This window comes from Streptomyces sp. HUAS MG91 (assembly GCF_040529335.1).
Taxonomy (GTDB): Bacteria; Actinomycetota; Actinomycetes; order Streptomycetales; family Streptomycetaceae; genus Streptomyces; species Streptomyces tabacisoli.
The window spans coordinates 2,550,500-2,576,281 of the sequence record NZ_CP159534.1; the positions used below are offsets into that span (position 1 = coordinate 2,550,500).

The following is a 25,782-nucleotide window of genomic DNA, read 5'->3' on the forward strand; positions in this document are numbered from 1 at the left end:
CAGGGGCGCGGGGAACTGCGCGGGACGCGGCCGACGGGGTGCGCTCGGGGACGCTGCCTCAGGTGGGCAGACGCGTTCGCGGCATCCATGCCACCAGCACCACCACCGCCACCAGCAAAATCCCGGCCCCCACCTGGAACGCGGCCGCATATCCATCGGTCAGCGAGTCACGATCCAGACCCCCCGCGGAGCGCCCCGCGGCGACGGTCGAGAGGATCGCGAGCCCCAGCGAACCACCCAGCGTGCGGGACGTGTTGACCAGCCCGGAGACAAGCCCGGCATCCCCCGGCTCCGCCCCCGACGTGGCCAGCGAGGCGAGCGGCGTCATCGCGAAGCCGGCGCCCGCCATCATCACGATCCCGGGCAGCATGATGCTCACGACGAACGACCCGTGCGCGCTCATCGTCGACTGCCACCCGAACCCGGCGGCGGTGACGAGCACCCCGCCCACGGCGACATTGCGCGCCCCGAACCGCCGCATCAGCCGCGGCGCCGTCTTCGACCCGGCGACCACCGCGAGCGAGCTGGGCACCAGCGCGAGCCCGGCCTCGACGGGCGTGTAGCCGAGCACGTTCTGCGCGTACAGGGTCATGAAGAACCACATGGAGAACGAGCCCATGCCGCACACGAACATCGCCGCGTTGGCCGCCGCCACGGACCGCACGCGGAACAGTCCGAGCGGCATCAGCGGCAGCCTCGTACGCGCCTCGACGACGAGGAACGCGGCGATCAGCGCGAGCGCCACCCCCAGCGGCACCAGCGTGGCGGCCGAACCCCAGCCGGCCGCCTCGGTCTGCACGACGGCGTAGGCGAGGGTCGCCGTGCCCGCCGTGACGAGCAGCGCCCCGGGCAGGTCGAGGCGGCGCTCGCCGCCCGCGCGGGACTCCTGGATCCAGCGGGCGGCGGCCGCGAGGACGACGGCGCCGAGCGGGACGTTGATGAGGAGGACCCAGCGCCAGTTCAGGCCCTCGGTGAGGACGCCGCCGACGAGCCCGCCGGCCGCGCCGCCGCCCGCGCCGACCGCGGTCCAGGTGGCGATGGCGCGGGCGCGGGCGGCGCCCTCGGGCACGGCCGAGGTGAGGATCGTCAGGGTGGACGGCGCGAGCACGGCGGCGCCGAGGCCCTGCACGGCCCGCGCGGCCAGCAACTGCCAGTCCTGCTGGGCGAGTCCGCCCGCGAGCGAGGCGAGCGTGAACAGCCCGAGTCCGACGAGGAACATCCGCTTGCGCCCGAAGAGGTCACCGGCCCGCCCGCCGAGCAGCATGAAGCCGGCGAACGCGATCGAGTAGGCGTTGACCACCCATTGCAGGCCGGTCGGGCTGAGCCCGAGGTCGGCGCGGACGGAGGGCAGCGCGACATTGACGACGGAGACGTCGAGGACGACGAGGAACTGTCCGGCGCAGGCCACGGCCACCACCAGCCAGGCGGGCGCGGTGGGCCTGCGGGTCGGTATCCCGGGGTGGGCGGCCTCGGAGGCCAGGGGGGAGATCTGCGGCATGAGTGTCATGGTCCCAGGCCGCTTGTGCCCCGTACATGAGGATTTCGGAGCAGCGGCGATGGGCCATTCGGCATAGGTCCCGGGGACCAGACCCGCCCCGATCGGCGGAAGCGCTTGTTAGAACTCTGGTCAACTCGTCTACCTGTTGGTAACTTTCGGCGCTGTTACCGACAGGTACACCCCTCTGTCACCCGTGCTCCACGAGGCGAAAGCCGAGGACACCATGCACCGCAGCGCACTTGGGACACTCGCCGGCGCCGTCGTCACCGTGCTGGCCGTCACCGCGTTCCCCCCGGCCGCCGCGGCGGCCACGCAGTCGTCCGCGCCGGCCGCCGCGGACGACTCGTTCTACACCTACGACGGCAGCGCTCCCCTGGCGTCGTACGCGCCGGGCACCGTGCTGAAGACCCGGACCCTCCAGTACCACGTCCTCGGCATCCCCACGCCGGTCAAGGCGATCCAGCTGCTGTACCGCACCGAGGACGCGCAGGGCCGGCCGTCCGCCGGTGTGACCTCCGTCGTGCGCAGCCCGAACGGCGACGGCGGCAAGGCGGTCTCGTACCAGTCCTTCTACGACTCCCTGAACCCCGAGGACTCGCCCTCCCGCGCCATCGCGGGCGACGTCTCGCTCGGCGGCCTGATCGCGAACGGGGAGTCGCTGCTCCTGGTGCCGCTGCTGCTGTCGGGCTACAACGTCGTCATCCCCGACAGCGAGGGGCAGAACGCCGACTTCGCGGCGGGACCCGAGTACGGCACGAACACCCTGGACTCGATCCGGGCCGCGAGCAGCGCGCCGGAGACCGGCCTGAACGCCGACACCCGCATCGGCCTGGCCGGCTACTCGGGCGGCGCCATCGCCACCCACTGGGCGGCCGCGCTCGCCCCGAGCTACGCGCCGGACGTCAACAGGAGACTGGTGGGCTTCGCCGAGGGCGGGCTGCTCGTCGCCCCGGCGCACAACCTCAAGTACATCGGCGGCAGTTCGCTCTGGGCCGGGGTGGCGCCCATGGCCGTCCTCGGCGCCGCCCGCGCCTACGACATCGACTTCGAGCCCTACCTCAACAGCTACGGCCAGACGGTCTTCAAGAAGCTGGAGAAGGCCTCGATCGTCAACGCCCTCGGCCAGTACCCGGGTCTGACGTGGAAGAAGCTGGTGAAGCCGCAGTACGCGGACCCGAACTCGGTGCCGCCGTTCGTCGAGGCCGTGAACAAGCTCAACCTCGGCTCGGCCGCGACGCCGAAGGTTCCCGGGTACATCGCGCAGGGCGGTGGCGGCGTCTTCGAGGGGACCCTCAGCAACCTCCCGGGCATCGGCCGGGGCGACGGCGTCATGGTCGCCGGGGACGTGCGGGCGCTGGTGCGGCAGTACTGCGACAAGGGCAACACCTCGATCAAGTACCAGCAGTACGACGCGCTCAGCCACGTGGGCACCGCCGTGCCCTGGGCGCCCGTCGCCCTGGACTGGCTGAACGACCGGTTCGCGGGCAAGACGCCGCCGTCGGACTGCGGCCGGGTCCCCGCGGGCAACTCCCTGGCGCCCGAGGTGGTGACGCCGGGCTCCTGACCAGGTCCGCCCGCCCTAGCACGCCGGCCGGTGCGCGTCGGCCGCCTCGCGCGGTTCGCATCCTTTCGGGTCACGGGGGTGGCGGCGCCCGGCGGCGGGGGTAGGACCGATCCGTCGTACAGGGCGGGCCGGGAGTGTGGGGATGCGCGGACGCGCGGGAGAGGGGATCCGTACCCGTCTGCGGTACTGGTTCGACAACTTCCTGGCCCGCAGCACGCTCACCCTGGTGGCCGGCCTGACCCTCGCCTGTCTCGCCGTCGTCGTTCCGGCGAGCGTGGCGCAGGTGCTGGTCGGCAGGCCCGTGCCCACCACGCTCGCCGGGCAGGCGGCGGCGGTGTGGGCCAGCGTCGGCGCCACGCTGCGGGTCGGGGGCGCGGTCGGCGCTCCGGCGTACGTCGTGCTGTCGGTGCTGCTCGCGCTCGTCAGCCTGCTGTTCGTCTCGACCCTCGTCAGCGTGATCACCACCGGCATGAACGACAAGATCCTCGAACTGCGGCTCGGGCGCTCGACGATCGTGGAGCAGCGGCACACCGTCGTCCTCGGCTGGTCGGACCAGGTGTTCCCGGTGATCTCCGAGCTGGTGACGGCCAACGCCCACCGGCGCCGGGCCACCGTGGCGCTGCTTGCCCCACGGGACAAGGTGGAGATGGAGGAGCAGATCACCACCAGGGTGGGCGCCACCGGCACCACGCGGGTGGTCTGCCGCAGCGGTTCGCCCACCGACCCCGCCGTCCTGGCCCGGGTCAGCCCGCGGACGGCCTCGGCGGTCATCGTCCTGTCGCCCGGCGATCACGAGGGGGACCGGACGGTGGTGCGGACACTGCTGGCGCTCGGCGCCGTCGCCGGCGACGCCCCCGCGGCCACCGTCGTCGCCGCCGTGCGCGAGCCCGCCCATCACACGGCCGCGGTGCTCGCGGCGGGACCGGGCGGCCGGATCCTGGACATCGACACGATCACCGCGCGCCTCCTCGCCCAGTGCGCGCGGCAGCCCGGACTCTCCCTCGTCCACCAGGAGTTACTGGACTTCGCGGGCTGCGAGTTCCACATCGTCCACGAGCCCGCGCTCACCGGCCGGACCTACGGCGAGGCGCTGCTGTCGTACGCGCGCTCCTGCGTGGTCGGCCTGCTGGGCCCCGGCGGACGGCCCGCGCTCAACCCGCCCTCCGCCACGGTGATCACCCCGGCGGACCGCATCGTGCTGATCACGGAGAACGACAGCACCGCGGTGGTCTCGGACGAGCCGCTGCCGTTCGACGACAGTGCGGCCGTCGAGGCCGCGCCGCGCGAGACCGGGCCGGCCCGGACGCTGCTCCTGGGGTGGAACCGCAGGGCCCCGCTGATCATCGAGCAGCTCAACCGGTACGCGGACGCGGACGCGGCGCGCCTGGACCTGGTGACGGGCGGACCGCGGGCCGCGCACGGCCTGGACGTCCTGGGCTACGACAGTGTGATCGTGCTGGGCCCGGAGGCAGCGGGAAGCGTCGGTGCGGCAGATCCCGACTACCACGTCCTGGAGACCCTGCTGCACCTGCGGGCCGCCGAGCGGGCGGCGGGGCACTCGCTGCACGTGACCGCCGAACTCTCCGACGACCAGGACCGGCTGATCGCCCCGATGAGCCCGGGTACCGACTTCGTCGTCAGCGGCCGGCTCATCAGCCTCCTGATGACCCAGATCAGCGAGAATCCCCGTACCGCCGCGCTGTTCGAGGAACTGTTCACCGCGGGCGGCAACCGGATCCACCTCGGCCCGGCCGCCGAGTACGTTCCCGTGGGCCGCGAGGTCGCCTTCGCCGATGTCGTGGCCTCCGGCCGCCGCCGCGGCCGGTCCGTCATCGGTTACCGGCTCCACGCGGAATCGGACACCGGCCCCCGGTACGGGATCCGGGTCAATCCCGGCAAGGAGGAACGCGTGGTCCTCGGCGCCGCCGACACCGTCATCGCGGTCATGCGGGACCTCTAGGCCGTGTCCGACCTAGGGCCTGTCTATCGTCCCCGCCGCACCATCGTCACCACGGCCGCGCCGCCGAGCCCGATGTTGTGGGCGAGGCCGACCCGCGCACCGGCCACCTGGCGGCCGCCCGCCTCGCCCCGCAGCTGCCAGGTGAGTTCGGCGATCTGGGCGATGCCGGTCGCGCCGAGCGGGTGGCCCTTGGAGATCAGGCCTCCCGAGGGGTTCACCACCCAGCGGCCGCCGTACGTCGTGGCGCCGGACTCGACGAGCTTGCCGGACTCCCCCGCCGCGCACATGCCGAGCGCCTCGTACGTCAGCAGTTCGTTGATGGAGAAGCAGTCGTGCAGCTCGACGACGTCGACGTCCTCGATGCCGAGGCCCGACGCCTCGTAGACCTGCCGGGCCGCCTCCCGCGACATGGGCTGTCCGACGACGTCGACGCAGGAGCCGGACGCGAAGGACTCCTCGGTGTCCGTCGTCATCGACTGGGCGACGATCTCGACCGCCTTCTCCCCCAGCCCCCGCTCCTCGACGAAGCGTTCGGAGACGACGACGGCGGCCGCCGCGCCGTCCGACGTGGGTGAGCACTGGAGCTTGGTGAGCGGCGTGTGGATGGTCTTCGCGGCGAGGATCTCGTCGACGGTGTACGCGTCCTGGAACTGCGCGTAGGGGTTGTTGACCGAGTGGCGGTGGTTCTTCGCGCCGACCGCGGCGAGCTGCGCCGGTGTCGTGCCGTGCTTCTCCATGTGCTCGCGGGCCGCGTCGCCGAAGATCTGGGCGGTGGGCGGGCTCATCTCGAAGCCGTGCCGGGCGGCCATGATGCCGTAGTGGCGGGCGACCGGTGACGTCTTGAAGTCGCCGCCGTCCGCGCCGCCGCCGAGCGCGCCGCGCTGCATCTTCTCGAAGCCGAGCGCGAGCACGCAGTCGCTGATGCCGCCCTCGACGAACTGGCGGGCCATCATCAGCGCGGTCGAGCCCGTGGCGCAGTTGTTGTTGACGTTGTAGACGGGGACGCCGGTCAACCCCAGCTCGTAGGCGGCGCGTTGACCGGCGGTGGAGGCCTGGAAGCAGTAGCCGACGGGGACCTGCTGTACGTCGCCGTAGGCGATCCCGGCGTCCGAGAGCGCCGCCCCGCCCGCCTCCCGGACCATGTCCCAGTACTGCCAGTCCCGGCTCTCGGGCTTCTCGAACTTGGTCATGCCGACGCCGACGATGTACGACTTCATGGCTGCACAGCCCTCCTGCCACTACCTGACGGACCGTCAGATAGTGGCAGGGCGGAGCGATTAACGGAAGGCCGCGAGCCCCGTCAGTGCCTGGCCGAGCGCGAGGGTGTGCATCTCGGTGGTGCCCTCGTACGTCAGCACGGACTCCAGGTTGTTGGCGTGGCGGATCACCGGGTACTCCAGCGAGATGCCGTTGGCGCCGAGGATCGTGCGGGCGGTGCGGCAGATCTCGATGGCCTCACGGACGTTGTTCAGCTTGCCGAAGCTGATCTGGGCCGGGTGGACGCCCGCGTCCGAGTCCTTGAGCGCCGACAGATGCAGGGCCGTCAGCGTCGCCTTGTGGAGTTCGAGCGCCATGTCGACCAGCTTCTGCTGGGTGAGCTGGAAGCCCGCGATCGGCTTGCCGAACTGCTCGCGCTGGAGGGCGTAGTCGCGCGCCGCCCGCCACGCCGAGCGGGCGGCGCCGGTGACGCCCCACACGATGCCGTACCGGGCCTCGTTGAGGCAGGTGAGCGGGGCTCCGACGCCGCGGGCCTCCGGGAGCTGCGCCGAGGCGGGCAGCCGTACGCCGTCCAGGACGAGTTCGCTGGTCACCGAGGCGCGCAGCGACATCTTGTGCTTGATGAGCGGCGCGGAGAAGCCGGGGGTCGCGGTGGGCACGACGAAGCCGCGTACCCCGTCCTCGGTCTGCGCCCACACCACGGCCACGGCCGCGACGGAACCGTTGGTGATCCACATCTTGCGCCCGTCGAGGATCCAGTCGTCGCCGTCGCGGCGGGCCCGGGTCGTCATGGACGCAGGGTCGGAGCCGTGGTCCGGCTCGGTCAGGCCGAAGCAGCCGATGGCCTCGCCGGCGGCCATCCGCGGCAGCCACTCCTGCTTCTGCTCCTCGGAGCCGAAGCGGTGGATGGCGAACATGGCGAGCGAGCCCTGCACGGAGACGAAGGAGCGCAGGCCGGAGTCGGTCGCCTCCAGTTCGCGGCAGGCGATGCCGTACGCGCGTGCCGACGTGCCCGCGCAGCCGTAGCCCTCCAGGTGCATGCCGAGCAGGCCCATCTTGCCGAATTCGCGGGCGAGTTCGGGCAGGTCCGGCAGCTCGCCGCGCTCGAACCAGTCGGCGATGTGCGGCTCGACCTTGTCGTCGAGGTACTGGCGGACGGTGTCGCGCACCGCGCGCTCCTCGTCGGTGAGGAGGGCTTCGAGGTTCAGCGGGTCGACGGGGTCGAGTGCGGGGAACGGCATCAGGCTCGGGCTCCTTGCTGGGTGCGGGGGTTGTCGTCGTGCTGGCCGAGGGTGGGCGGTGCGGTGCGCACGGCGGGCCGTACGCCGTTGAAGCTGACCGGGAAGGCGACCTGGCGGAGCGTGCCCGCCGCCGGGTGCTCGACCTCCTGCACCATGCCGAGGGCGGCGGTCTGCGGGCAGGCGTACACCTCGTCGAGGTGGCGGATGGGGGCGGCGGGCACCCCGGCCGCCTTCAGTGCGTCGCACCACTCTCCGACCGTGCGCCGGGCGAGGACGTCCGTCAACCGGGCGTTCAGATCGTCCCTGTTGGCGACGCGGGCGGCGTTCGTCGTGAACCGCTCGTCGTCGGCGAGGGCGTCGAGGTCGAGGGCGGCGCACAGGGTGCGGAACAGGGCGTCGTTGCCGACCGCGATCACGAAGTGGCCGTCGGACGCCTCGTACGCCTGGTACGGGACGAGGCTCGGATGGCCGGAGCCGAGGCGGGTGGGGCGCTCGCCGGTGGCGAAGTGGGCGGTGGCCCAGTTGGCGTGCAGGGCGAGCTGGGTCTCGTACAGGGACGTCGTGACGTACTGGCCGCGGCCGGTGCGGGCGCGCTCGACGAGGGCGGAGGTGATGCCGACGAGGCCGAAGAGCGCGGCGCCGAGGTCGCCCATCGCGAAGCCCGCCTTGAGCGGCGGTCCGTCGGTCTCGCCGGTCAGGGACATCAGGCCCGCGGAGGCCTGCGCGACCATGTCGTAACCGGGCTCGTCGCGCAGCGGGCCGGTCTCGCCGAAGGCGGAGATGTGCAGGACGACCAGGCGCGGGTACCGCTCGGTGAGCGCGCGGTAGTCGAAGACGCGGGCGAGGGTGGAGCCGGGCCGGAAGTTCTCCACCATGACGTCGGCGCCGGCCAGCATCCGGTGGACCTCGGCCTGCCCCTCGGGGGTCTTCAGGTCGAGCGTCACGGAGCGCTTGTTGCGGTTGGCGGCCAGGTAGTAGGTGGCGTCCTCGCCCTGGAACGGCGGGCCCCAGCGGCGGGTCGGGTCGCCGCCCTCGGGGTGCTCGACCTTGGTCACGTCGGCGCCGAGGTCGGCGAGGGACATGGTGGCGTACGGGCCCGCGAGGATCTTCGACAGGTCGACGACCTTGATCCCCGCGAGCGGCGCGGCCTGCGGCGGTGCGGGCGGCTCTGACATGCCGATCACTCTGCCCCGCGCATTAAGTGCTGTCCAAGACCGATTACGGCTGCCAGTGTGCCGCTAATCCACATAGTCGGGCGGTGTGGGCAGGACCCGTTCCGCCACGGCCAGGACGGCGGCGAGGGCCGCGCTGTCGTTGCCGGTGCGCCAGGCGAGCGCGATGGGCAGCACCGGCACGTCCGGGCCGACCAGCGGCCGGAAGACGACGTGCTCCAGGTGGATGGAGCGGGCCGAGCCCACGACCACGGCCACGCCGACGCCCGCGCCGACCAGCGCGAGCAGGTTGTACGAGTCCGGGGCCTCCTGTGCGATCCGCGGGGCGAACCCGGCGTCGTGGCAGCCCTGCACCATCGCCTCGCGCACGGCCGAGCCGCGGGCCACGGGGAAGGTGACGAAGCGCTCGCCGCGCAGGTCGGCGAAGGTGACGCCGTCCTGGGCCGCCAGCCGGTGGCCCTCGGGGAGCGCGCAGACCAGGGGCTCGGCGCGGACGACTCTCGCGGTGATGCCGCGGCGGACCGGCAGCGCGGCGACGCCGAGGTCGATGGTGCCGTCGGTCAGGCGGGCCAGGGCCTCTCCGGTGAAGATCTGGCTCTCCAGGACCAGCTCCACGCCCGGCAGCTCGGAGTTCACGGCCCGGGTGAGAGCGGGCAGCGCGGAGTAGGCGCTGGCGCCGCCGAAGCCGACGGTGACCCTGCCGGTCTCGCCGAGGTGGGCGGAGCGGACGGTGCGGCGCAGGGTGGCCGCGTCGGCCAGGAGGGCGCGGGCGGGGTCGAGCAGGGCGTGGCCCGCCGGGGTGAGCCGGACCGTTCTCGTGGTGCGCTCGAAGAGCTGTACCCCTAGGTCGCGCTCCAGGAGCCTGATCTGCTGGCTGAGGGGTGACTGGGCGATGTGCAGGCGTGCCGCGGCGCGGCCGAAGTGGAGTTCTTCGGCGACCGCGACGAACCCGGTGAGGTGTTTCAGCTCCACGATGGTGACCCTATGGGGGCGCGTCCGCCGGGTGGCGGGTACGTCGTTGCCGGCCGCGCTGTTTGGGCAGTCGGTCGGCTGACGGCCGGTGGCCGCTTCTCGCGCAGTTCCCCGCGCCCCTGAGGCATGCGCTGACGCGCAGCCTCCCCCTGAGGCTGCGCTTCGCGCGCCTCTGGTGATGAGATGGCGCACGCAGTGCGCATCTCAGGGGCGCGGGGAACTGCGCGACCAGCCCCCACCGGGCCGCGGACGAGAACGCGCCCCCTTAATCCCGGGGCAACCCCAGCACCCGTTCCGCCACCACGTTGAGCTGGACCTGGGTGGTGCCGCCGGCGATGGTGAGGCAGCGGGACAGGAGGAAGCCGTGCAGGGCGCGTTCCCCCGGCCCCTCGCGGAGCGCCCCCGCGGGGCCGAGGAGCTCCAGGGCCAGTTCGGCGACCCGCTGCTGGTGCGGCGTCTGGACGAGTTTGCGGATGGAGGCGCCGGGGCCGGGCCCCTCTCCGGCGACCTGCCGCATGGTCGTGCGCAGCCCGATGCAGGCCAGCGCGTGCGCCTCGGCGGCAAGGGCCCCGATCCGGGCCCGAACGGCCCCGTCGAGGTCACCGGCGCGGGCGAGCAGCGCTTCCAGGCCGGTGTCGAAGGTCAGCTGGTCGGCCATGTGGACGCGTTCGTTGCCGAGGGTGTGGCGGGCGACCCGCCAGCCGTCGTCGACCTCGCCCACGACGGCGTCGGCGGGCAGCAGGACGTCGTCGAAGTAGACCTCGTTGAAGAGCGCGTCGCCGGTGATCTCGCGCAGTGGCCGGACGTCGATGCCGTCGGTGTGCTTCATGTCGACGAGGAAGTAGGTGAGCCCCTTGTGCTTGGGGGCGTCGGGGTTGGTGCGGGCCAGCAGGATGCCGTGGTCGGCCCACTGGGCGGCGCTCGTCCACACCTTCTGGCCGTTGATCCGCCAGCGTCCGTCGGGGAGGCGTTCGGCGCGCGTGCGCAGCGAGGCGAGGTCGGATCCGGCGCCGGGCTCGGAGAACAGCTGGCACCAGAGCAGTTCGCCGCGCAGGGTCGCGGGGAGGTAGCGGTCGCGCTGCGCGGCGGTGCCGTAGGCGATCAGCGACGGGACGACCCAGGTGGCGATGCCGAGATCGGCGACCCGCACCCCGGCCGCCGTCAACTCCTGCTGCACGGCGAGCTGTTGGATCGGTCCGGCGCCGAGGCCGTACGGCGCGGGGAGGTGCGGCGCCGCGTATCCGGTGGGCGCGAGGGCGAGGCGGGCGGCGCGCGGGTCGAGCCCGCGGGCGGCCCCGACCACTCTCCTGGCGTCCTCCTTGTACGGGTCGGCCTCGGCGGGCAGGTCGAGGCGCAGCTCGCGGCGGACCCCGGTCTCGGCGAGGCGGACGGCGCGCAGCCGGTGGGAGTCGCCGGCGCCGAGCAGCTGCCGGGCGACGACGGCCCGCCGCAGGTAGAGGTGGGCGTCGTGCTCCCAGGTGAATCCGGTGCCGCCGAGGATCTGGATGCAGTCCTTGGCGCAGCTGTGGGCGGCGTCGAGCGCGGTCCCGGCGGCGAGCGCGGCGGTGAGGGAGCGGACCTCGCCGGGGACCGGGTCGTCGAGGGCGCGGGCGGCGTCCCACACGAGGGCGCCCGCCTGCTCGACCCGGACGAGCATGTCGGCGCAGAGGTGCTTGACGCCCTGGAACTGTCCGATGGGCCGCCCGAACTGCTCGCGCACCCGGGCGTGTTCGGCTGCGGTGTGCAGCGCCCAGGCGGCGGTGCCGCAGGCGTCGGCGGCGAGCAGCACGGCGGCGAGGTCGCGCACCAGGGAGCCGGGCGGGGCGAGGATGCGGGCGGCGGGCACGGTGGCGCCGGAGGCGGTGATCCCGGCGGTGGGCCGGGTCGGGTCGGCGCTGTCGTGGGCCCGCACGGCGAGCCCGGGGGTGGCGGCGTCGACGGCGAGCCAGACCACGCCGTCCGAGCTGTCGGCGGCGAGCACCAAAAGGTCGGCGTCGGCGCCGCCGAGCACGGGCGGCGCGGTCCCGTCGAGGACGAGTCCGTCGGGTCCGGCGACCGCGCTGAGGCCGCCCGCGGCGAAGGCGACGGCCCCGATCAGCTCTCCGGAGGCGAGCCGCCCGGCGAGCTCCGGGGCGCCCGCCCGGGCCAGCACCTCGGCCGCGAGCACGGTGGCGAGGAACGGTCCGGGCAGCGCGGCGCGGCCCGCCTCCTCGACGACCACCGCGAGATCGAGCAGGGTCCCGCCCCCGCCCCCGTAAGCCTCGGGCAGCCCCACTGCGAGGAGGCCCTGCGCGGCGAGGCTGTCCCAGTACGGCGGGCGGTGTCCCGGCGCGGCCGGGGCGTCGAGCAGTTTGCGCACTTCGTCGGGTGGTGCGGCGCGCGCGATCCAGCCGCGCACGGAGGCGGCGAGTTCCCGCTGGTCCTGAGTGATGGCAATGACGGCACTGTCGGCGGTCCCCATGCGGCGCACGGTAGAACACGTTCCAGTAGAGGGGAAGAGCAGATCTGACGGCAAGTCAGATTCCCTCGCGGCCCGACCGCGGCGAGGTCCCATGTAATGAAAAGGTCAAGGTTCGCGCTCGTACGACAAACATCGGAATAGTCGCCCGAGCGAACAGGTTCGACCTACACGCACTCCCGCTCGCGCTCCGCCCGCACAGGCGATCCGAACCTGCCCTCCGGAGGCCCTCCGCAATGTCCCAACCGACGACCACTTCCCGCCGGACAGGCGGCGTCGTCCCCGTCCTCGCCTTCGCCGGCATCGTCGTGGCGGTCATGCAGACGCTGCTCGTACCGGTGATCAAGGACCTGCCCGAGCTGCTGGACACCGCACCCTCGAACGCCACCTGGGTGATGACCTCGACCCTGCTCGCCGGCGCCGTCTCGACGCCCATCATGGGCCGCCTCGGCGACCTCGCCGGCAAGCGCCGGATGCTGCTCGCCAGCCTCGCGATCATGGTGATCGGCTCGCTGATCTGCGGCTTCACCGACCAGCTCCTGGTGATGATCGTCGGCCGTGCCCTCCAGGGCTTCGCCATGGGCGCCATCCCGCTCGGCATCGGCCTGATGCGCGACATGCTGCCGCGCGAGAAGCTCGGCTCGGCGATGGCCCTGATGTCCTCCTCCATCGGCGTCGGCGGCGGTCTCGCCCTGCCGGTCGCCGCGCTCGTCGCCCAGCACGCCGACTGGCACGCGCTGTTCTTCGGCGCGGCGGGCCTGGGCGTCGTCTCCATGATCCTCACCCTCGCCTTCGTCCCGGAGAGCCCGCTGCGCGCGCAGGGCAGCTTCGACTACGCGGGCGCGTTCGGCCTCTCCGCCGGTCTGGTCCTCTTCCTCCTGCCGATCACCAAGGGCAGCGACTGGGGCTGGAGCAGCGGCACGACGCTCGGCCTGTTCGGCGCGGCGCTCGTGGTCCTCGTCCTGTGGGGCGTGATGGAGCTGCGCCTGAAGGCCCCGCTCGTCGACCTGCGCACCACGGCCCGCCGTGAGGTGCTGCTCACCAACCTGGCCTCGATCATGGTGGGTGTCGCGTTCTACGCGATCTCGCTCGTCCTGCCCCAGCTGCTCCAGCTGCCCTCCGCCACCGGCTACGGCCTCGGTCAGTCGATGGTCGTCGCGGGCCTGTGCGTCGCACCGCTCGGCCTGACGATGATGTTCACGGCTCCGGTCTACGCCCGCCTGTCCGCGACGTTCGGGCCGAAGGTCACGCTGATCCTCGGCATGCTGATCATCGCGATCGGCTACGGCGCCGGTCTCGGCCTGATGAGCGCGCCCTGGCAGACGATCATCATCTCCGTGGTGGTCGGCGCGGGCATCGGCCTCGCGTACTCGTCGCTGCCGGCCCTGATCATCGGAGCCGTCGACGCGTCGGAGACGGGCGCGGCCACCGGCCTGAACACCCTGATGCGGTCGATCGGCACGTCGGTGTCGTCGGCGGTCATCGGCATGGTCCTCGCCAACACGGCGAACCACGTCGGCGGGGTCGCGATCCCCACGATGCACGGCTTCCGCGTCTCGTTCCTGATCGCCACGGCCGCGGTCGCGATGGGCGTGGTCCTGGCCCTGTTCCTGCCCAAGCGCAAGGTGGCCGTCGTCCAGCTGCGGGCCAGCAGCGAGGAGGAGGCCAACCTGGCGCGCGCCGAGGAGGCCCTGGCCCACTTCCGCGGCCAGGTCGTGGACCCGGCGGGCATGCCCGTCACCCACGCCAAGGTGACCCTGATCGACCGTCGCGGCCGGCAGGCGGGCGCCGCCCTCACCGACCACGAGGGCCGCTACTCCCTGGCCGTCCCCGCGGGCGGCTCCTACGTCCTGGCGGCGACCGCCGCCGGGCACGCGCCGCGGGCGTCGGCGGCGACGCACCACGGCGAGGACCGCGCGGTGCACGTGGACCTGGCCCTGGAGGCGGTGGCGGTCCCGCAGCCGTAACGGGCCCTGCGGGCCGCCGAGTTGAGCTGCTGCCGAGAACGCGCCGGGCGATCGCCCGGCGCGTTCTGCTTCTGCGCGAACCGCCGCCGACGCGCGATCATGCGGGAGGAGACGCGGCGACCGCACCGTCGCACGACGAAGGGTGGCTCCACCGTGCAGCGTTACGACTGGCTCCGGCAGATCCGCGGACTCGACCCCGAGCGCGACTACGAGCGGATCTACGCGATCAGCACCACCCACGAGTTCCCGTGGGACTTCATGCAGGCGCTCGGCTTCGCGCTCTACCGCACGTACGCCGTGCCGAGCATCGGACAACTCCTCGCGAGAACGGGCGAGTTCACCGAGCGCGCGCAGAAGCGGTACGACGACACGGTGCTCATCCTCGACGCGGTGGGCGAGCACGGCATGGACGCGGAGCAGGGCCGCACCGCGATCCGCCGCATGAACCGGATGCACGGCAGCTACGACATACCGAACGACGACCTCCGCTATGTCCTGGCCACGTTCGTCGTGGTCCCCAAGCGCTGGCTGGACGAGTTCGGCTGGCGCCCGCTGTCGGACCACGAGATCCGGGCGTCCACCCACTACTACCGGGCGCTGGGCCGCCGCATGAACATCAAGGACATCCCGGAGACCTACGCGGAGTTCGAGGAGTTCATGGACGACTACGAGCGCCGCCACTTCGCCTTCGACAAGGGCGGCCGGGCGGTCTCGGAGGCCACGCTCGACCTGATGGCGTCCTGGTACCCGGGCCCGCTCGGCGCGGCGATGCGCAGGGCGACCGTATGCCTGATGGACCCGCCGATGCGCGCGGCCTTCGCCTATCCGGCGCCGCCCGCCGTCCTGGAGCGCGCGGTGCGCGGCGGCATGCGCCTGCGCGGCCGGCTGATACGGCTCCTGCCGCCGCGCCGCACCCCGCGCTTCGCCCGCCAGAGTCCCAACGTCCGGGGCTATCCGCACGGCTTCCGGGTGGCGGACCTCGGCACGTTCCCCGAGCCTGGTGGCACCAGTAACCGCTAGGCATGCGCCAGCCGATTATTCAGCAGTCGGGGAACGCTGTCAGAAGTATTGAAAAGTCCGGCCACTAGTCATATGCCGTCGGTAATGTGGCGTCACCTTCCTTCGAGTGGAGGGGTGGTGGGAGCCCGTACCGGGGGTTCCAGACAGATGGTCGCCTTGCCGAAGCAGAAGAGCTCGCACGACGCGGGACCCGCCGCGCAGCACTGTGACCCGTATCCGACGGTGACGGTGGACGCGGCAGGAACCGTGCTGTCCTACAACGAGCAGGCCGCCGACCTGCTCGCCCGGATCGACGTCGGCGCCGCGCTGCCCGACGTGGCGCCCGCCTGGCTGGCCGAGGCCCATCTGCGGCACGCGGGCGGCGCCCGGACGGCGCCCTCCGCGTGGGCGGGCGGCCGGATCGGCGAGCTGCGGGTGAAGGCGCTCGCCGGGCCGGGCGCGGCGGGGACGGTGACGTGGTGGCTGGTGAGCGACAGCGCTCCGGCCGGTGCCGCGCAGGAGCTGGCGCGGGAGCGGGCGAGAGCCGCTCTGTTGCAGGAGCTCTCGTCCGAACTGCTCACCTCGCTGGACGTGGCGCACTGCCGTGAGGTGACCGTGCGGCGGGCGGCCCGGCATCTGGCGGACGCGGCGGTCCTGGTCGGCATGAGCGACGGCCGCGACTTCCCTGTCACGCGGTGCACCGCGGGCGGGCCGGTGACCGAGGAACGCATACCTCTGGACGCCGGCCAACTGCCGGGCCTGGCCGAGGCGTTGCTCGGGCTGCCCACGACGCCGTCGGCCTGGATCGATCCGGGCGCGGTGCCGTCCTGGGCGGTGCCCGAGGGGTTCGCGGGCGAGGTCGCCGCCGTCGGTTCGGTGGTCGTGGTGCCGCTGCCCGGGCACGGCGCTCCGGCCGGCTGTCTGATCCTGCTGCGCCGCCCGGGCAGGGCGCCGTTCGGCTCCGCCGAGGAGCGCTTCGCCCGGCTCTTCGCCGCGCGGGCCGGTGCCGCCCTCTCCCTCGCCCGCAGCCACGCCCGCCAGGCACGCTTCACCGACGTACTGATGCGCGATCTGCTGCCGCCCGCCCTCGGCCGGGTGCACGGCATCTGCTTCTCCGGCCGCTACCGCAGCTCGACCGCGGGCGAGCGGGTCGGCGGCGACTTCTACGACCTGCTTCCCGGGGCCGTGCCGGAGGCCGAGACCGTCGCGGTGCTGGGCGACGTGTGCGGCAAGGGGATCGAGGCCGCGGTGGTGGCCGGCCGGGTGCGGCACGCGCTCCAGGCGCTGGTGCCGTTCGCCGCCGACCACACCCGGCTGCTGACCCTCCTCAACGACGCGCTGCTGGCCGCGCGGCAGGCGCCCTTCGTGACGCTCGTCCTGGTCAGCGCCGTGCGCGAGGGCCCACGGGTGCGGCTGCGCGTCTCCAGCGCGGGCCATCCCGCCCCGCTCGTCGTGCGCGCCGGCGGCCGGGTCGAGCAGGTCCCGGTCGGCGGGACGCTGCTCGGCGCGATCGAGGAGCTGGAGTTCGAGACCGCCGATGTCGTCCTGGAGCCGGGCGAGACCTGCCTGCTGTACTCCGACGGGATCACCGAGGCGCGCGGCGGTCCGCTGAGCGACGTGATGTTCGGCGAGGACCGGCTGCGCGCGGTGCTGGCCCCCTGCGCGGGCATGCCGACCGAGGCGGTCACCGAGCACGTACAGATGGTCGCCGCCCAGTGGCTGGGCGGCGGCCCGCACGACGACATGGCCGTCCTGGCGATCGGCGCGCCGGGCCGGCCGGGCGCGTCACCGAACGAAGACCTGTGAACGACCCGGCCCGGAAAGGGTGAGCCACGTGACCGGTGGCACTGACAGTGATTTCCCCACCTCTCTCGCCGAGCCGCGCGAGCGTCTGTGGCAGGCGCTCCACGCGTGCGACGAGACGCGCGCCGTCGCCGTGGTGCGCGGCGCGCTCGGCGCGACCCCCTCGACGGCGGAACGGACGCGGGCCGCGGGCGAACGGGTCCTGCTCGAACTGATCGCACCGGTCCAGGCGCGGCTGGGCGAGGCCTGGGCGGCCAACGACATCACGGTGGCGCAGGAGCACGCCGGTACGGCGATCAGCGAGCGGTGCGTCGCGGCCGTCGTCGACTCCACCGCGTCGGCGCGGCCCGGCACTCCGGCCGGACGGGTGGTCGTCGCATGCGTCGACGGCGAGTGGCACGCCCTGCCCGCGCGCCTGGTCAGCGAGGTGCTGCGGCTGCGGGGCTGGCGCGTCGACTATCTCGGGGCGCACGTCCCCACCGAGCATCTGGTCGCCCACGCCCGGTACACCCGCGCCCGGGCGGTACTGCTGTCCTCGTCCGTCGAGGTGCTGCTGCCCGCCGCCCACAACGCGATCAGCTCGTGCCAGGGTGCCGGGTTCCCGGTGATCGCCGGCGGCGCCGCGTTCGGTCCGCAGGGCCGCTACGCCCGGCTGATGCGGGCGGAGTGGGCCGGGGACGCGCCCGGCGCCGCCGCCCTCCTCGACGGGGGCCCGCGGCGGCCCGGGGCGCGCGCGGTCCGGCCGCCCGAGGCGGATCTGCCGCACCTGGGCGACGAGGAGTACACCATGGTCCTGCGGAGCAAGCGGCAGCTGGCCAAGCAGGCCCTGGCGGACGTCCAGGAGAGCTTCCCCGAGACGCGCTGGTACAACCGCTACCAGAACGAGCGGACCGCCGAGGACATCGACCACATCGTCACGTATCTCGCGACCGCCCTCTACGTCGACTGCCCCGAGCTGTTCGCCCGGTTCCTCGCGTGGACCGCGGACATCCTGACCGCCCGCGGTGTCCCGCCGCGCTGCCTGCTCGCCGCGCTGGACTCGCTCGTGGGCCAACTCAAGGACTTCCCGCGGGTGTTCGGCATCCTGCACGTCGCCCGGGGCGCTCTCGAAACCTAGCCGGGCCCGACCCACGCCACCTGCGACGACGCCGCCCGACCGGCCCGGCGCCATGCGGCGCGCCATAAATGACTCGCCGTGGTGCCACTGGTGTGCCATAGTGGCACCACTGGCAGGGCGCAGGGGTGCGCCGCGTCATCGACGGGGGCGGGGATCATGGGGACGGGACAGAGAAGCGAGCAGGCGGCACCCGGGGCCGCCGTGGCGTTCGCCCGGTTCGTGGCGTGCGGGGGCGGCGTGGGCGTCGCGTCCAGTTTCGCGGTGACGGCCCTCGCCGACCGGCTCCCGTGGGTGCTGGCCAACGCCCTGGTCACCGTGGTCTCCACGCTGCTCGCCACCGAGCTGCACGCCCGGTTCACCTTCGGCGCGGGCGGACGGGCGAGCTGGAGCCAGCATGCGCAGTCGGCCGGATCGGCGGCGGGCGCGTACGTGGTGACCTGCCTGGCGATGGCGGGCCTGCGGTATCTGGTGGACGCGCCGGGCGCGGTCCTGGAGCAGGTCGTCTATCTGTCGGCCTCCGCGCTCACCGGCGTCGCCCGGTTCGCGGTGCTGCGTCTCGTGACGTTCGCCCGCGGCCGGGCGAAGGCGCCGGTGGCCGCCCGCCCGGTGCCCGCGAGCCCGGTCGGCGCCGCGGCGCTCTGCCGCGCTGCTTGAGGGCCGCGAGCGGCGTCAGGCGTCGAACCGCGGCTCGCCGCGCAGGAGTTGCGAGACGTCGGACCCGGTGGGCAGCTCCTGCGGGGCGGCGCCCCGGCGGAAGAGGCGGGCGGCGCGCTCGCCGAGCACGGTGGCCCGCTCGCCCTCCACCCGCAGCCAGGAGCCCTCGCGCAGCCCGAGCACGGGCACGTCGTTCTCCTCCAGGAACTCGGTCAGCCGCTCCTCGCGGGTCTCGCCCTTGTGCGTGGAGGACGGGTCCGGGTCGAGGTAGTGCGGGTTGATCTGGAAGGGGACCAGGCCCAGCGTCTCGAAGGACGGCGGCTGCACGATCGGCATGTCGTTGGTCGTACGGAGGGTGGGCGCGGCCATGTTGGTGCCCGCGCTGGCGCCCATGTAGGGCAGGCCGTCGCCGACCGCCTTGATCAGGGCGTCCCGCAGGCCCGTCCGGTACAGCGCGCTCAGCAGCCGGAAGGAGTTGCCGCCACCGATGAACACCGCGTCCGCCGAGGCCAGTTGAGCCAGTGGATCGCCGCCCTCGTGGACGCCGCGCACCTCGATGCCCGCGCCCTCCAGCGCGCCGCGCACCTTCGCCGTGTAGGCGTCGTGGTCGGCGAGCGCGTACGGCACGAACGCGAGGCGGGCCTTCGCGGGCAGGAAGCCGGTGACGGCGTCCAGGGCGTGGGCGAGGTAACCCTGGCCGTACTGGGTGGAGTTGGAGAGCAGCAGCAGGTTCACGAGCGGGTAGCTCCTATCAACGGTCTTACGGGGATGTTCAGTTGGCGCGGGTGCGGCGCCGGTTCTGCGGCGGATGGGTCAGGCGCTGCTCCAGGAGGCGGGCGGCCCTGCGCAGCGCGTCGAGCCGGTCGTCCGGCCCGTCGGGGAAGCGCTCCTTGGCGGCGCCGAGGCTGAGGCTCCCGTAAGGCTCGCGCCCGAGGAACACCGGCACGGCGACCGTGCCGATCCCGGCGTCGTACTCGCCGACCGTCCAGGCGTACCCCTGGGCGCGGACGGCACGGAACTCCCGCTCCAGCTCGTCGGGGTCGGTGACCGTGCGCTCGGTGAAGCGGGCCATCGGGCGGCCCCGGAAGAGCCGGTGGCGCTGGTCGTCGGGCAGGAACGCGTAGTACGACTTGGCCGTGGCGCCCGCGTGCGCCGGGTACAGCTCGCCGACCAGCGGGTAGTAGCGCAGCGGCCCGGACTCCCCCTCCACGGCCGCGACGCAGCGCATGTGGAAGTTGTCGGGGAGGCAGAACAGGACCGTGTCACCGGTCGCCGCGCGCAGCTCCTCCAGGACCGGCGCGGCCAGCAGCTCCAGCGATCCGGAGCGCTCCCAGAGCCGGCCGAGCCGCAGCACGGCGGGGCCGATCCGGTAGCGCCGGGTCGCCGGGTCGGAGACCAGGAAGCCGCGTCCGGCCAGCGTGGAGAGCAGCCGCTGGGCGACCGAGGTGTCCCAGCCGAACTCGCCGGCGACCTCGGTGACGCCCCAGTCCGGGCGGGTCCGCTCGAACGCGAGCAGGACGAGGAGTGCCCGGTCGACGGTCTGGAGGGCGCCGGCCGGAGTCTTCCGGTCCAGCGGGATCTCGGTCACCGCATCTCACCATCCAGACCCTTATTGCAAATAACGGGAAACAGTTGCCGACAACGCTATCCGATCCCGAACCTGCTGTCAGCACCGGTGGAACTCGCGACCGGGCGCCGAGCAGTGAGAGGGACCCCGCATGCTGAAGTACGTCCTGGATGTCGTCGACCTGCTGGACGACCCCGACGCCGACGGCAAGCGCGCCGTCGCCTACCTCGACTCCGTCGCGGGCCCCGAGGGCTCCGGCGCCGAGATCACCACGGTGGAGGGCGAGCGCGGCTCGACCGACTTCGTCCTCGTCCGCATCCCGGGCGCCAAGGGCCGCAGCCGCGGCGGCAGCGCCCGCACCCTCGGCGTCGTCGGCCGCCTCGGCGGGGTCGGCGCCCGGCCCGAGATGACCGGCCTGGTCTCCGACGCGGACGGCGCCGCCGCCGCGCTCGCGACCGCCGCCAAGCTCCTCGACATGCGCCGCCGCGGCGACGTGCTCGACGGTGACGTCGTCGTCGCCACCCATGTCTGCCCGGACGCGCCGACCGCGCCGCACGACCCGGTGCCGTTCATGGACTCGCCGGTCGACATCGCGACGATGAACCGGCACGAGGTGACCGCCGACATGGAGGCCGTGCTCTCCATCGACACCACCAAGGGCAACCGCATCATCAACCACAAGGGCCTCGCCCTGTCCCCCACCGTCAAGGAGGGGTGGGTGCTGCGGGTCAGCGAGCAGCTGGGCGAGCTGCTCGCCGTCGTCACCGGTGAGCCGTTGGTCACGTACCCCGTGACCACGCAGGACATCACGCCGTACGGTAACGGTGCACACCACATCAATTCGATCCTCCAGCCGGCCACGGCGACCGCAGCCCCGGTCGTCGGCCTCGCGGTCACCTCGGCCGCGGCGGTGCCCGGCTGCCAGACCGGCGCCAGCCACGAGAGCGACATCGCGGCCGCCGCCCGGTTCGCCGTCGAGACCGCGAAGGCCTTCGGCGGCGGGCGCGTCGACTTCCACGACGCCGCGGAGTTCGACGCCCTCGTGAGCCGCTACGGCTCGCTCACCCACCTCCAGACCCTCGGCAACGCACCTACGGAGTCGTGACGCCATGGCCACCACGAAGAAGAACGTGGGCAGCGACGACTACGCGCTGTCCAGAGTCCCCCGGGACAAGCGGCTCGGCTTCTGGACGATGCTGCTCCAGTGGCTCGCCCAGTCCGGCTCCATCTCGCAGTTCACGCTGGGCGCCACCATCGGCGTCGGCATGACCTTCGGCGACGCCTTCCTCGCCTTCACCCTCGGCGCGGTCATCCTCGAAGTCGTCATCTTCGCGATCGGCTTCGCGGGGATGCGCGAAGGGCTCTCGACGCCGCTGCTCACCCGCTGGGTCGGCTTCGGCCGCAACGGCTCGGCGCTCGTCAGCTTCGTCATCGCGGTCAGCCTGGTCGGCTGGTTCGGCGTGCAGAACACGATCTTCGGCAACAGCGTCTCGTCGCTGATCGGCGGCCCCTCGTGGCTGTGGTGCGTCGTGGCGGGCCTCGCCATCACGGTCCTGGTGATCTTCGGCTTCCGCTACATGGCGATCTTCGCCAAGATCGTCACGCCGCTCTTCTTCGCGATGGTGGCCTGGTCCGTGATCGACGCGCTCAGCGAGCACTCGCTCGGCGACCTGATCAGCTCCCCGCCGCCCGGCCAGGCGATCCCGCTGTCCGTCGCCGCGACCGCCATCGCGGGCGGCTACATGACGGGCGCGATCGTCGCCCCGGAGATGACCCGCTACAACAAGAAGGGCAGCCACGTCTTCCTGCAGACGGCGTCCTCGATGATCCTCTCCGAGTACATCGTGGGCCTGACCGGCGTGCTCCTCGGCCACATGGTCAAGAGCAACGAGGTCTCGCAGATCGTGCTCTCCACGTCCGGCGTCTTCGGTGTCCTCGTCGTCCTGATGTCGACCGCGAAGATCAACGACTGGAACCTGTACGGCTCCTCGCTCGGCGTCGTCAACTTCTTCCAGGTCGTCTTCAAGAAGCGCCTGCACCGCGGCGCCGTCACCATCGCCCTCGGCATCGCCGGCACGGCCCTGTCGGCGGTCGGCATCATGACCCACTTCACCGACTTCCTCACCGTCCTCGGCGTGGCCATCCCGCCCATCGGCGGCATCATCGTCGCCGAGTACTGGGTGGTGCGCCGGATGCGCGGGCCGCTCGACGCGACGCGCGAGGCGGGCACCCTGCCGACGACCTCCCCGACCTGGGTCCCCATGTCCCTCGTGATCTGGGCCGCCGCGTTCTGCGTCGGCAAGTTCTACGACGGCGGCATCCCGGCCCTGAACTCCCTGGCCACCGCGTTCGTCCTGTACACCGTGCTCGGGCTGCTCGGCTGGGTCAGGACGTACGGCGCCACCACCCTGGCCGACGACGAGGACGACGCCCGTCCCGCCGCCGCCGAGCACACCCCCGTAGGAGCGGCATGACCACCCTCGCCTCCAAGGACGCCGAACGCGAAGTCGTCGAGATCTGCGCCGAGCTGATCCGCTTCGACACCTCCAACCCGACGAGCGACGAGCGGGCCTGCGCCCGCTGGGTCGAGGCCACGCTCGCCGAGGTCGGCATCACGTCCGAGTTCGTCGAGAGCGCGCCGGGCCGGGCCAGCGTCATCGCCCGGATCGAGGGCGCCGACCGCTCCCGCGGCGCCCTGCTGGTCCACGGGCACCTCGACGTCGTCCCGGCCGACGCGGCCGAGTGGCAGGTGCCGCCGTTCTCCGGCGAGATCCGCGACGGCTATCTGTGGGGCCGCGGCGCCATCGACATGAAGGACACGGTGGCGGTCATGCTGGCCACCGCCCGGCACTTCGCCCGTACGGGCACCAAGCCGGCCCGCGATCTGGTCCTCGCGTTCCTCGCCGACGAGGAGGCGGGCGGCAGGTTCGGCGCGCACTGGCTCGTCGAGCACCGCCCGGACCTCTTCGAGGGCGTCACGGAGGCGATCGGCGAGGGCGGCGGATTCAGTTACGCGCTCGACGACACCCGGCGCCTCTACCCGATCGAGAACGCCCAGCGCGGCATGGCGTGGATGGAGCTGACCGCGAACGGGCGGGCCGGGCACGGCTCCTCCCCCAACGACGAGAACGCGGTGACCGACCTCGCCGAGTCCCTCACCCGCATCGGCCGCCACACCTTCCCCGTCCGTCTCATCGAGCCGGTGCGCGCCCTGCTCCAGAAGGCCGCCGACCTCCAGAACGTGGACATCGACTTCGAGGCGGAGGACCTGGACGCCGAGCTGGCCAAGCTGGGCCACGTCGCCGACTTCATGCAGGTGGTGCTCCGCAACTCCGCGAACCCCACCATGTTCACGGCCGGTTACCAGACCAACGTCATCCCCGGGAAGGCCACGGCCCGGGTCGACGGCCGCTTCCTGCCCGGCCACGAGCAGGAGCTGATCGACGCCGTCGACGAACTGCTGCTGCCGTCCGTCTCCCGCGAGTGGGTCAACCACGACATCGCGATGGAGACCACGTTCGACGGCCCGCTCGTGGACGCCATGTGCGACGCCGTGCGCGCCGAGGACCCGGACGGCCACCCGGTGCCGTACTGCAATCCGGGCGGCACCGACGCCAAGGCCTTCACCAAGCTGGGCATCCGCTGCTTCGGCTTCAAGGGGCTGAAGCTGCCCGCCGACCTGGACTACGGGCGCCTCTTCCACGGCGTCGACGAGCGCGTCCCGCTGGAGGGCCTGCGCTTCGGGGTCCGGGTGATGACCCGGCTGTGGCAGGGCTGCTGACCGGGCGCCCGGCGGCGTACGGCAGCATGTGGGCATGACCACTTCAGGGAGCACCCCGGGCCCGGACGTCCTCGCCGCCTTCGAGAAGGCCAAGGGCTTCATGCCGCTGGGCGAAGGGCTCGCGCTGTACGCCGCCGCCGTCGAGGCGGCGGCGCTCGGGCTGCCGCTCCTGGAGGTCGGCACGTACTGCGGGCGCTCCACGATCCTGCTCGCCGACGCGGCCCGCGCGGCCGGGGTGACGGCCCTCACGGTCGACCACCACCGCGGCAGCGAGGAGCAGCAGCCCGGCTGGGACTTCCACGACCCCGAGACCGTGGACCCGGTCGTCGGCCGGATGGACACGCTGCCCACCTTCCGGCGGACGCTGCACGCGGCGGGCCTGGAAGACCACGTGGTCGCGCTCGTCGGCCGGTCGCCGCAGGTCGCGAGGGTCTGGGGCGGGCCCCTCGGTCTGGTCTTCATCGACGGCGGCCACACCGACGAGCACGCCACCGCCGACTACGAGGGCTGGGCGCCGCACGTCGCGGACGGCGGGCTGCTCCTCATCCACGACGTCTTCCCCGTCAAGCACGACGAGTGGACCGGCCAGGCCCCGTACCGCGTGTACCTGCGGGCACTTGAGTCCGGGGCGTTCACCGAGGTCTCGGTACACGACTCCCTGCGCGTCCTGCGACGAACGGGCGCGGGGATCTGACGGCGCGGTTATCGTCGAGACGTGTCATACGTGGGCCCGGACGGGGACGACTTCGAAGACTTCTACCGTGACGACGAACCGCAGCGGGGACGCGGCGGCCGCCGGTTCGGCGGGCGGCCCGTGCTGATCACGTTCGCCGCGCTGGTGCCGACCGCGCTCGCGGCCTGGGTGCTGTGGCAGGTCGTGCACGGGCCGAGCGAGAACGAGCCGCCGAAGGTACTGCCCGCCGCGGGCCAGCCGGCGTCGACCTCGGCACCGCCGGTCTCCGCGTCCTCGAAGGCCGCGACGCCCTCCTCCGCGGCCCCTACGACGTCCTCGCCCGCGCCCTCGAAGACCGCGCCGAAGAAGTCGTCCACCCCGGCGGCCGGCGGTTCGGGCCCGCTGCGCGGCAAGGTCGTCGTCATCGACCCGGGTCACAATCCGGGGAACTTCCAGCATCCGGCCGATATCAACCGGAGTGTGAACGTCGGCAACGGCAGCAAGGAGTGCGACACCACCGGAACCTCCACCAATGGGGGTTACACGGAGGCCCAGTTCACCCTGGACGTCTCCCGCCGCCTGCGCGCGATCCTCGAACAGCAGGGCGCCACGGTGCAATTGACGCAGAACGGCGACCGGCCCTGGGGCCCGTGCGTCACCGAGCGGGCCGCGATCGGGAACAAGGCGCACGCCGACGCCGTCGTCTCCGTCCACGCCGACGGCTCCGCCTCGGGCAACCGCGGCTTCCATGTGATCCTTCCCGCATCCGTGCACGCCGGCGCCGCGGACACCCGCGCCATCGTCGGGCCGTCGCGCTCTCTCGGAGAGCGCGTCGCGGGCAACTTCCTCAAGTTCACGGGCGAGCCCCCGTCGAACTACATCGGCAAGGGAACCGCCCTGGACACCCGCTCCGACCTGGGCGGACTCAACCTGTCGACGGTTCCGAAGGTCTTCATCGAGTGCGGCAACATGCGGGACGCGCAGGACGCCCGCCGGCTCACGTCGGGAGAGTGGCGGCAGAAGGCGGCACAGGGCATCTCTGAGGGAATCGTGAGTTTCCTGGGCGGGTAGCTGTCACCCTGTGGATCTCGGCAGACACCCGCAGGACTCGGACGATAGTGTCGTCCGTACTATGTGG

General features: G+C 72.7%; 20 protein-coding genes. 12 read left to right on the forward strand and 8 right to left on the reverse strand.

Going from position 1 to position 25,782, the window contains the following annotated elements; genetic code table 11:
- Window positions 1-58: 58 nt before the first annotated feature.
- Window positions 59-1,507, reverse strand: coding sequence for an MFS transporter (locus ABII15_RS11835; RefSeq protein ID WP_353942259.1), 1,449 nt, complete (start codon window positions 1,505-1,507; stop codon window positions 59-61).
- Window positions 1,508-1,721: 214 nt separating this feature from the next.
- Between ABII15_RS11835 and ABII15_RS11840 the strand changes: the two genes are divergently transcribed.
- Both ABII15_RS11840 and ABII15_RS11845 read left to right on the forward strand, forming a co-directional pair.
- Window positions 1,722-3,062 (forward strand): lipase family protein, encoded by a 1,341-nt coding sequence (locus ABII15_RS11840; protein WP_353942260.1) that lies wholly within the window; start codon window positions 1,722-1,724, stop codon window positions 3,060-3,062.
- A 142-nt stretch (window positions 3,063-3,204) separates the two neighbouring features.
- Window positions 3,205-5,022: an NAD-binding lipoprotein gene (locus tag ABII15_RS11845; protein WP_353942261.1), complete on the forward strand. Its 1,818-nt coding sequence runs from the start codon at window positions 3,205-3,207 to the stop codon at window positions 5,020-5,022.
- A gap of 23 nt (window positions 5,023-5,045) precedes the next feature.
- Here the strand turns inward: ABII15_RS11845 and ABII15_RS11850 are convergent, their stop codons facing one another.
- From ABII15_RS11850 to ABII15_RS11870, 5 genes are all read right to left on the reverse strand, one after another.
- Entirely contained in the window at window positions 5,046-6,239 is a 1,194-nt protein-coding gene (locus ABII15_RS11850; RefSeq protein WP_353942262.1) for a lipid-transfer protein, read from the reverse strand.
- A 60-nt stretch (window positions 6,240-6,299) separates the two neighbouring features.
- A complete protein-coding gene (locus ABII15_RS11855) occupies window positions 6,300-7,481 on the reverse strand; it encodes an acyl-CoA dehydrogenase family protein (protein ID WP_353942263.1) in 1,182 nt (393 codons plus the stop codon).
- The gene (locus ABII15_RS11860; RefSeq protein WP_353942264.1) at window positions 7,481-8,656 is read right to left on the reverse strand and encodes a CoA transferase; all 1,176 of its coding nucleotides are present in this window, start codon (window positions 8,654-8,656) and stop codon (window positions 7,481-7,483) included. Before ABII15_RS11860 ends, ABII15_RS11855 begins: the two co-directional genes overlap by 1 nt.
- 63 nt (window positions 8,657-8,719) lie before the next feature.
- Complete coding sequence (locus ABII15_RS11865; protein WP_353942265.1) at window positions 8,720-9,625, reverse strand: LysR substrate-binding domain-containing protein; 906 nt, start codon at window positions 9,623-9,625, stop codon at window positions 8,720-8,722.
- 265 nt (window positions 9,626-9,890) lie between these two features.
- Window positions 9,891-12,086 (reverse strand): acyl-CoA dehydrogenase, encoded by a 2,196-nt coding sequence (locus ABII15_RS11870; RefSeq protein WP_353942266.1) that lies wholly within the window; start codon window positions 12,084-12,086, stop codon window positions 9,891-9,893.
- Window positions 12,087-12,319: 233 nt separating this feature from the next.
- Here ABII15_RS11870 and ABII15_RS11875 point away from each other — a divergent pair, with 233 nt between their 5' ends.
- The 5 genes from ABII15_RS11875 to ABII15_RS11895 all read left to right on the forward strand — a co-directional run bounded on the left by ABII15_RS11875 (window position 12,320) and on the right by ABII15_RS11895 (window position 18,623).
- Window positions 12,320-14,050, forward strand: a complete 1,731-nt coding sequence (locus tag ABII15_RS11875; RefSeq protein WP_353942267.1) for an MFS transporter — start codon at window positions 12,320-12,322, stop codon at window positions 14,048-14,050.
- A 153-nt stretch (window positions 14,051-14,203) separates the two neighbouring features.
- Window positions 14,204-15,070: an oxygenase MpaB family protein gene (locus ABII15_RS11880; protein ID WP_353942268.1), complete on the forward strand. Its 867-nt coding sequence runs from the start codon at window positions 14,204-14,206 to the stop codon at window positions 15,068-15,070.
- 147 nt (window positions 15,071-15,217) lie between these two features.
- Window positions 15,218-16,855 carry a PP2C family protein-serine/threonine phosphatase gene (locus tag ABII15_RS11885; RefSeq protein ID WP_353942269.1) on the forward strand — a complete coding sequence of 546 codons (1,638 nt, stop codon included), beginning with the start codon at window positions 15,218-15,220 and terminating at the stop codon, window positions 16,853-16,855.
- Window positions 16,856-16,883: 28 nt separating this feature from the next.
- The gene (locus tag ABII15_RS11890) at window positions 16,884-17,969 is read left to right on the forward strand and encodes a cobalamin-dependent protein (RefSeq protein ID WP_353942270.1); all 1,086 of its coding nucleotides are present in this window, start codon (window positions 16,884-16,886) and stop codon (window positions 17,967-17,969) included.
- A 156-nt stretch (window positions 17,970-18,125) separates the two neighbouring features.
- Window positions 18,126-18,623: a GtrA family protein gene (locus ABII15_RS11895; protein ID WP_353942271.1), complete on the forward strand. Its 498-nt coding sequence runs from the start codon at window positions 18,126-18,128 to the stop codon at window positions 18,621-18,623.
- 15 nt (window positions 18,624-18,638) lie between these two features.
- Here ABII15_RS11895 and pepE read toward each other — a convergent pair whose 3' ends face one another.
- A complete protein-coding gene (gene pepE / locus ABII15_RS11900) occupies window positions 18,639-19,358 on the reverse strand; it encodes a dipeptidase PepE (protein ID WP_353942272.1) in 720 nt (239 codons plus the stop codon).
- 37 nt (window positions 19,359-19,395) lie between these two features.
- Window positions 19,396-20,211 carry an IclR family transcriptional regulator gene (locus ABII15_RS11905; protein WP_353942273.1) on the reverse strand — a complete coding sequence of 272 codons (816 nt, stop codon included), beginning with the start codon at window positions 20,209-20,211 and terminating at the stop codon, window positions 19,396-19,398.
- Between the two features lie 130 nt (window positions 20,212-20,341).
- Here ABII15_RS11905 and ABII15_RS11910 point away from each other — a divergent pair, with 130 nt between their 5' ends.
- The 5 genes from ABII15_RS11910 to ABII15_RS11930 are packed head-to-tail and all read left to right on the forward strand — an operon-like array spanning window position 20,342 to window position 25,715.
- Complete coding sequence (locus ABII15_RS11910) at window positions 20,342-21,295, forward strand: DUF1177 domain-containing protein (RefSeq protein WP_353942274.1); 954 nt, start codon at window positions 20,342-20,344, stop codon at window positions 21,293-21,295.
- A 4-nt stretch (window positions 21,296-21,299) separates the two neighbouring features.
- A complete protein-coding gene (locus tag ABII15_RS11915; RefSeq protein WP_353942275.1) occupies window positions 21,300-22,664 on the forward strand; it encodes a cytosine permease in 1,365 nt (454 codons plus the stop codon).
- The gene (locus tag ABII15_RS11920) at window positions 22,661-23,971 is read left to right on the forward strand and encodes a M20/M25/M40 family metallo-hydrolase (protein ID WP_353942277.1); all 1,311 of its coding nucleotides are present in this window, start codon (window positions 22,661-22,663) and stop codon (window positions 23,969-23,971) included. Before ABII15_RS11915 ends, ABII15_RS11920 begins: the two co-directional genes overlap by 4 nt.
- Window positions 23,972-24,005: 34 nt before the next feature.
- Complete coding sequence (locus tag ABII15_RS11925; protein WP_353942278.1) at window positions 24,006-24,665, forward strand: class I SAM-dependent methyltransferase; 660 nt, start codon at window positions 24,006-24,008, stop codon at window positions 24,663-24,665.
- A gap of 30 nt (window positions 24,666-24,695) precedes the next feature.
- On the forward strand, window positions 24,696-25,715 hold the full coding sequence (locus tag ABII15_RS11930; RefSeq protein ID WP_353947031.1) for an N-acetylmuramoyl-L-alanine amidase: 1,020 nt from the start codon (window positions 24,696-24,698) through the stop codon (window positions 25,713-25,715).
- Window positions 25,716-25,782: the final 67 nt, after the last annotated feature.

What these genes read in the sequence shown, in the direction of transcription:
- ABII15_RS11835 (WP_353942259.1), bottom strand. Translation starts at nt 1,507, where the DNA reads ATGACACTCATGCCGCAGATCTCCCCCCTGGCCTCCGAGGCCGCCCAC.
- ABII15_RS11840 (WP_353942260.1), top strand. Translation starts at nt 1,722, where the DNA reads ATGCACCGCAGCGCACTTGGGACACTCGCCGGCGCCGTCGTCACCGTG.
- ABII15_RS11845 (WP_353942261.1), top strand. Translation starts at nt 3,205, where the DNA reads ATGCGCGGACGCGCGGGAGAGGGGATCCGTACCCGTCTGCGGTACTGG.
- ABII15_RS11850 (WP_353942262.1), bottom strand. Translation starts at nt 6,239, where the DNA reads ATGAAGTCGTACATCGTCGGCGTCGGCATGACCAAGTTCGAGAAGCCC.
- ABII15_RS11855 (WP_353942263.1), bottom strand. Translation starts at nt 7,481, where the DNA reads ATGCCGTTCCCCGCACTCGACCCCGTCGACCCGCTGAACCTCGAAGCC.
- ABII15_RS11860 (WP_353942264.1), bottom strand. Translation starts at nt 8,656, where the DNA reads ATGTCAGAGCCGCCCGCACCGCCGCAGGCCGCGCCGCTCGCGGGGATC.
- ABII15_RS11870 (WP_353942266.1), bottom strand. Translation starts at nt 12,086, where the DNA reads ATGGGGACCGCCGACAGTGCCGTCATTGCCATCACTCAGGACCAGCGG.
- ABII15_RS11875 (WP_353942267.1), top strand. Translation starts at nt 12,320, where the DNA reads ATGTCCCAACCGACGACCACTTCCCGCCGGACAGGCGGCGTCGTCCCC.
- ABII15_RS11885 (WP_353942269.1), top strand. Translation starts at nt 15,218, where the DNA reads ATGGTCGCCTTGCCGAAGCAGAAGAGCTCGCACGACGCGGGACCCGCC.
- ABII15_RS11895 (WP_353942271.1), top strand. Translation starts at nt 18,126, where the DNA reads ATGGGGACGGGACAGAGAAGCGAGCAGGCGGCACCCGGGGCCGCCGTG.
- ABII15_RS11910 (WP_353942274.1), top strand. Translation starts at nt 20,342, where the DNA reads ATGCTGAAGTACGTCCTGGATGTCGTCGACCTGCTGGACGACCCCGAC.
- ABII15_RS11915 (WP_353942275.1), top strand. Translation starts at nt 21,300, where the DNA reads ATGGCCACCACGAAGAAGAACGTGGGCAGCGACGACTACGCGCTGTCC.
- ABII15_RS11920 (WP_353942277.1), top strand. Translation starts at nt 22,661, where the DNA reads ATGACCACCCTCGCCTCCAAGGACGCCGAACGCGAAGTCGTCGAGATC.
- ABII15_RS11925 (WP_353942278.1), top strand. Translation starts at nt 24,006, where the DNA reads ATGACCACTTCAGGGAGCACCCCGGGCCCGGACGTCCTCGCCGCCTTC.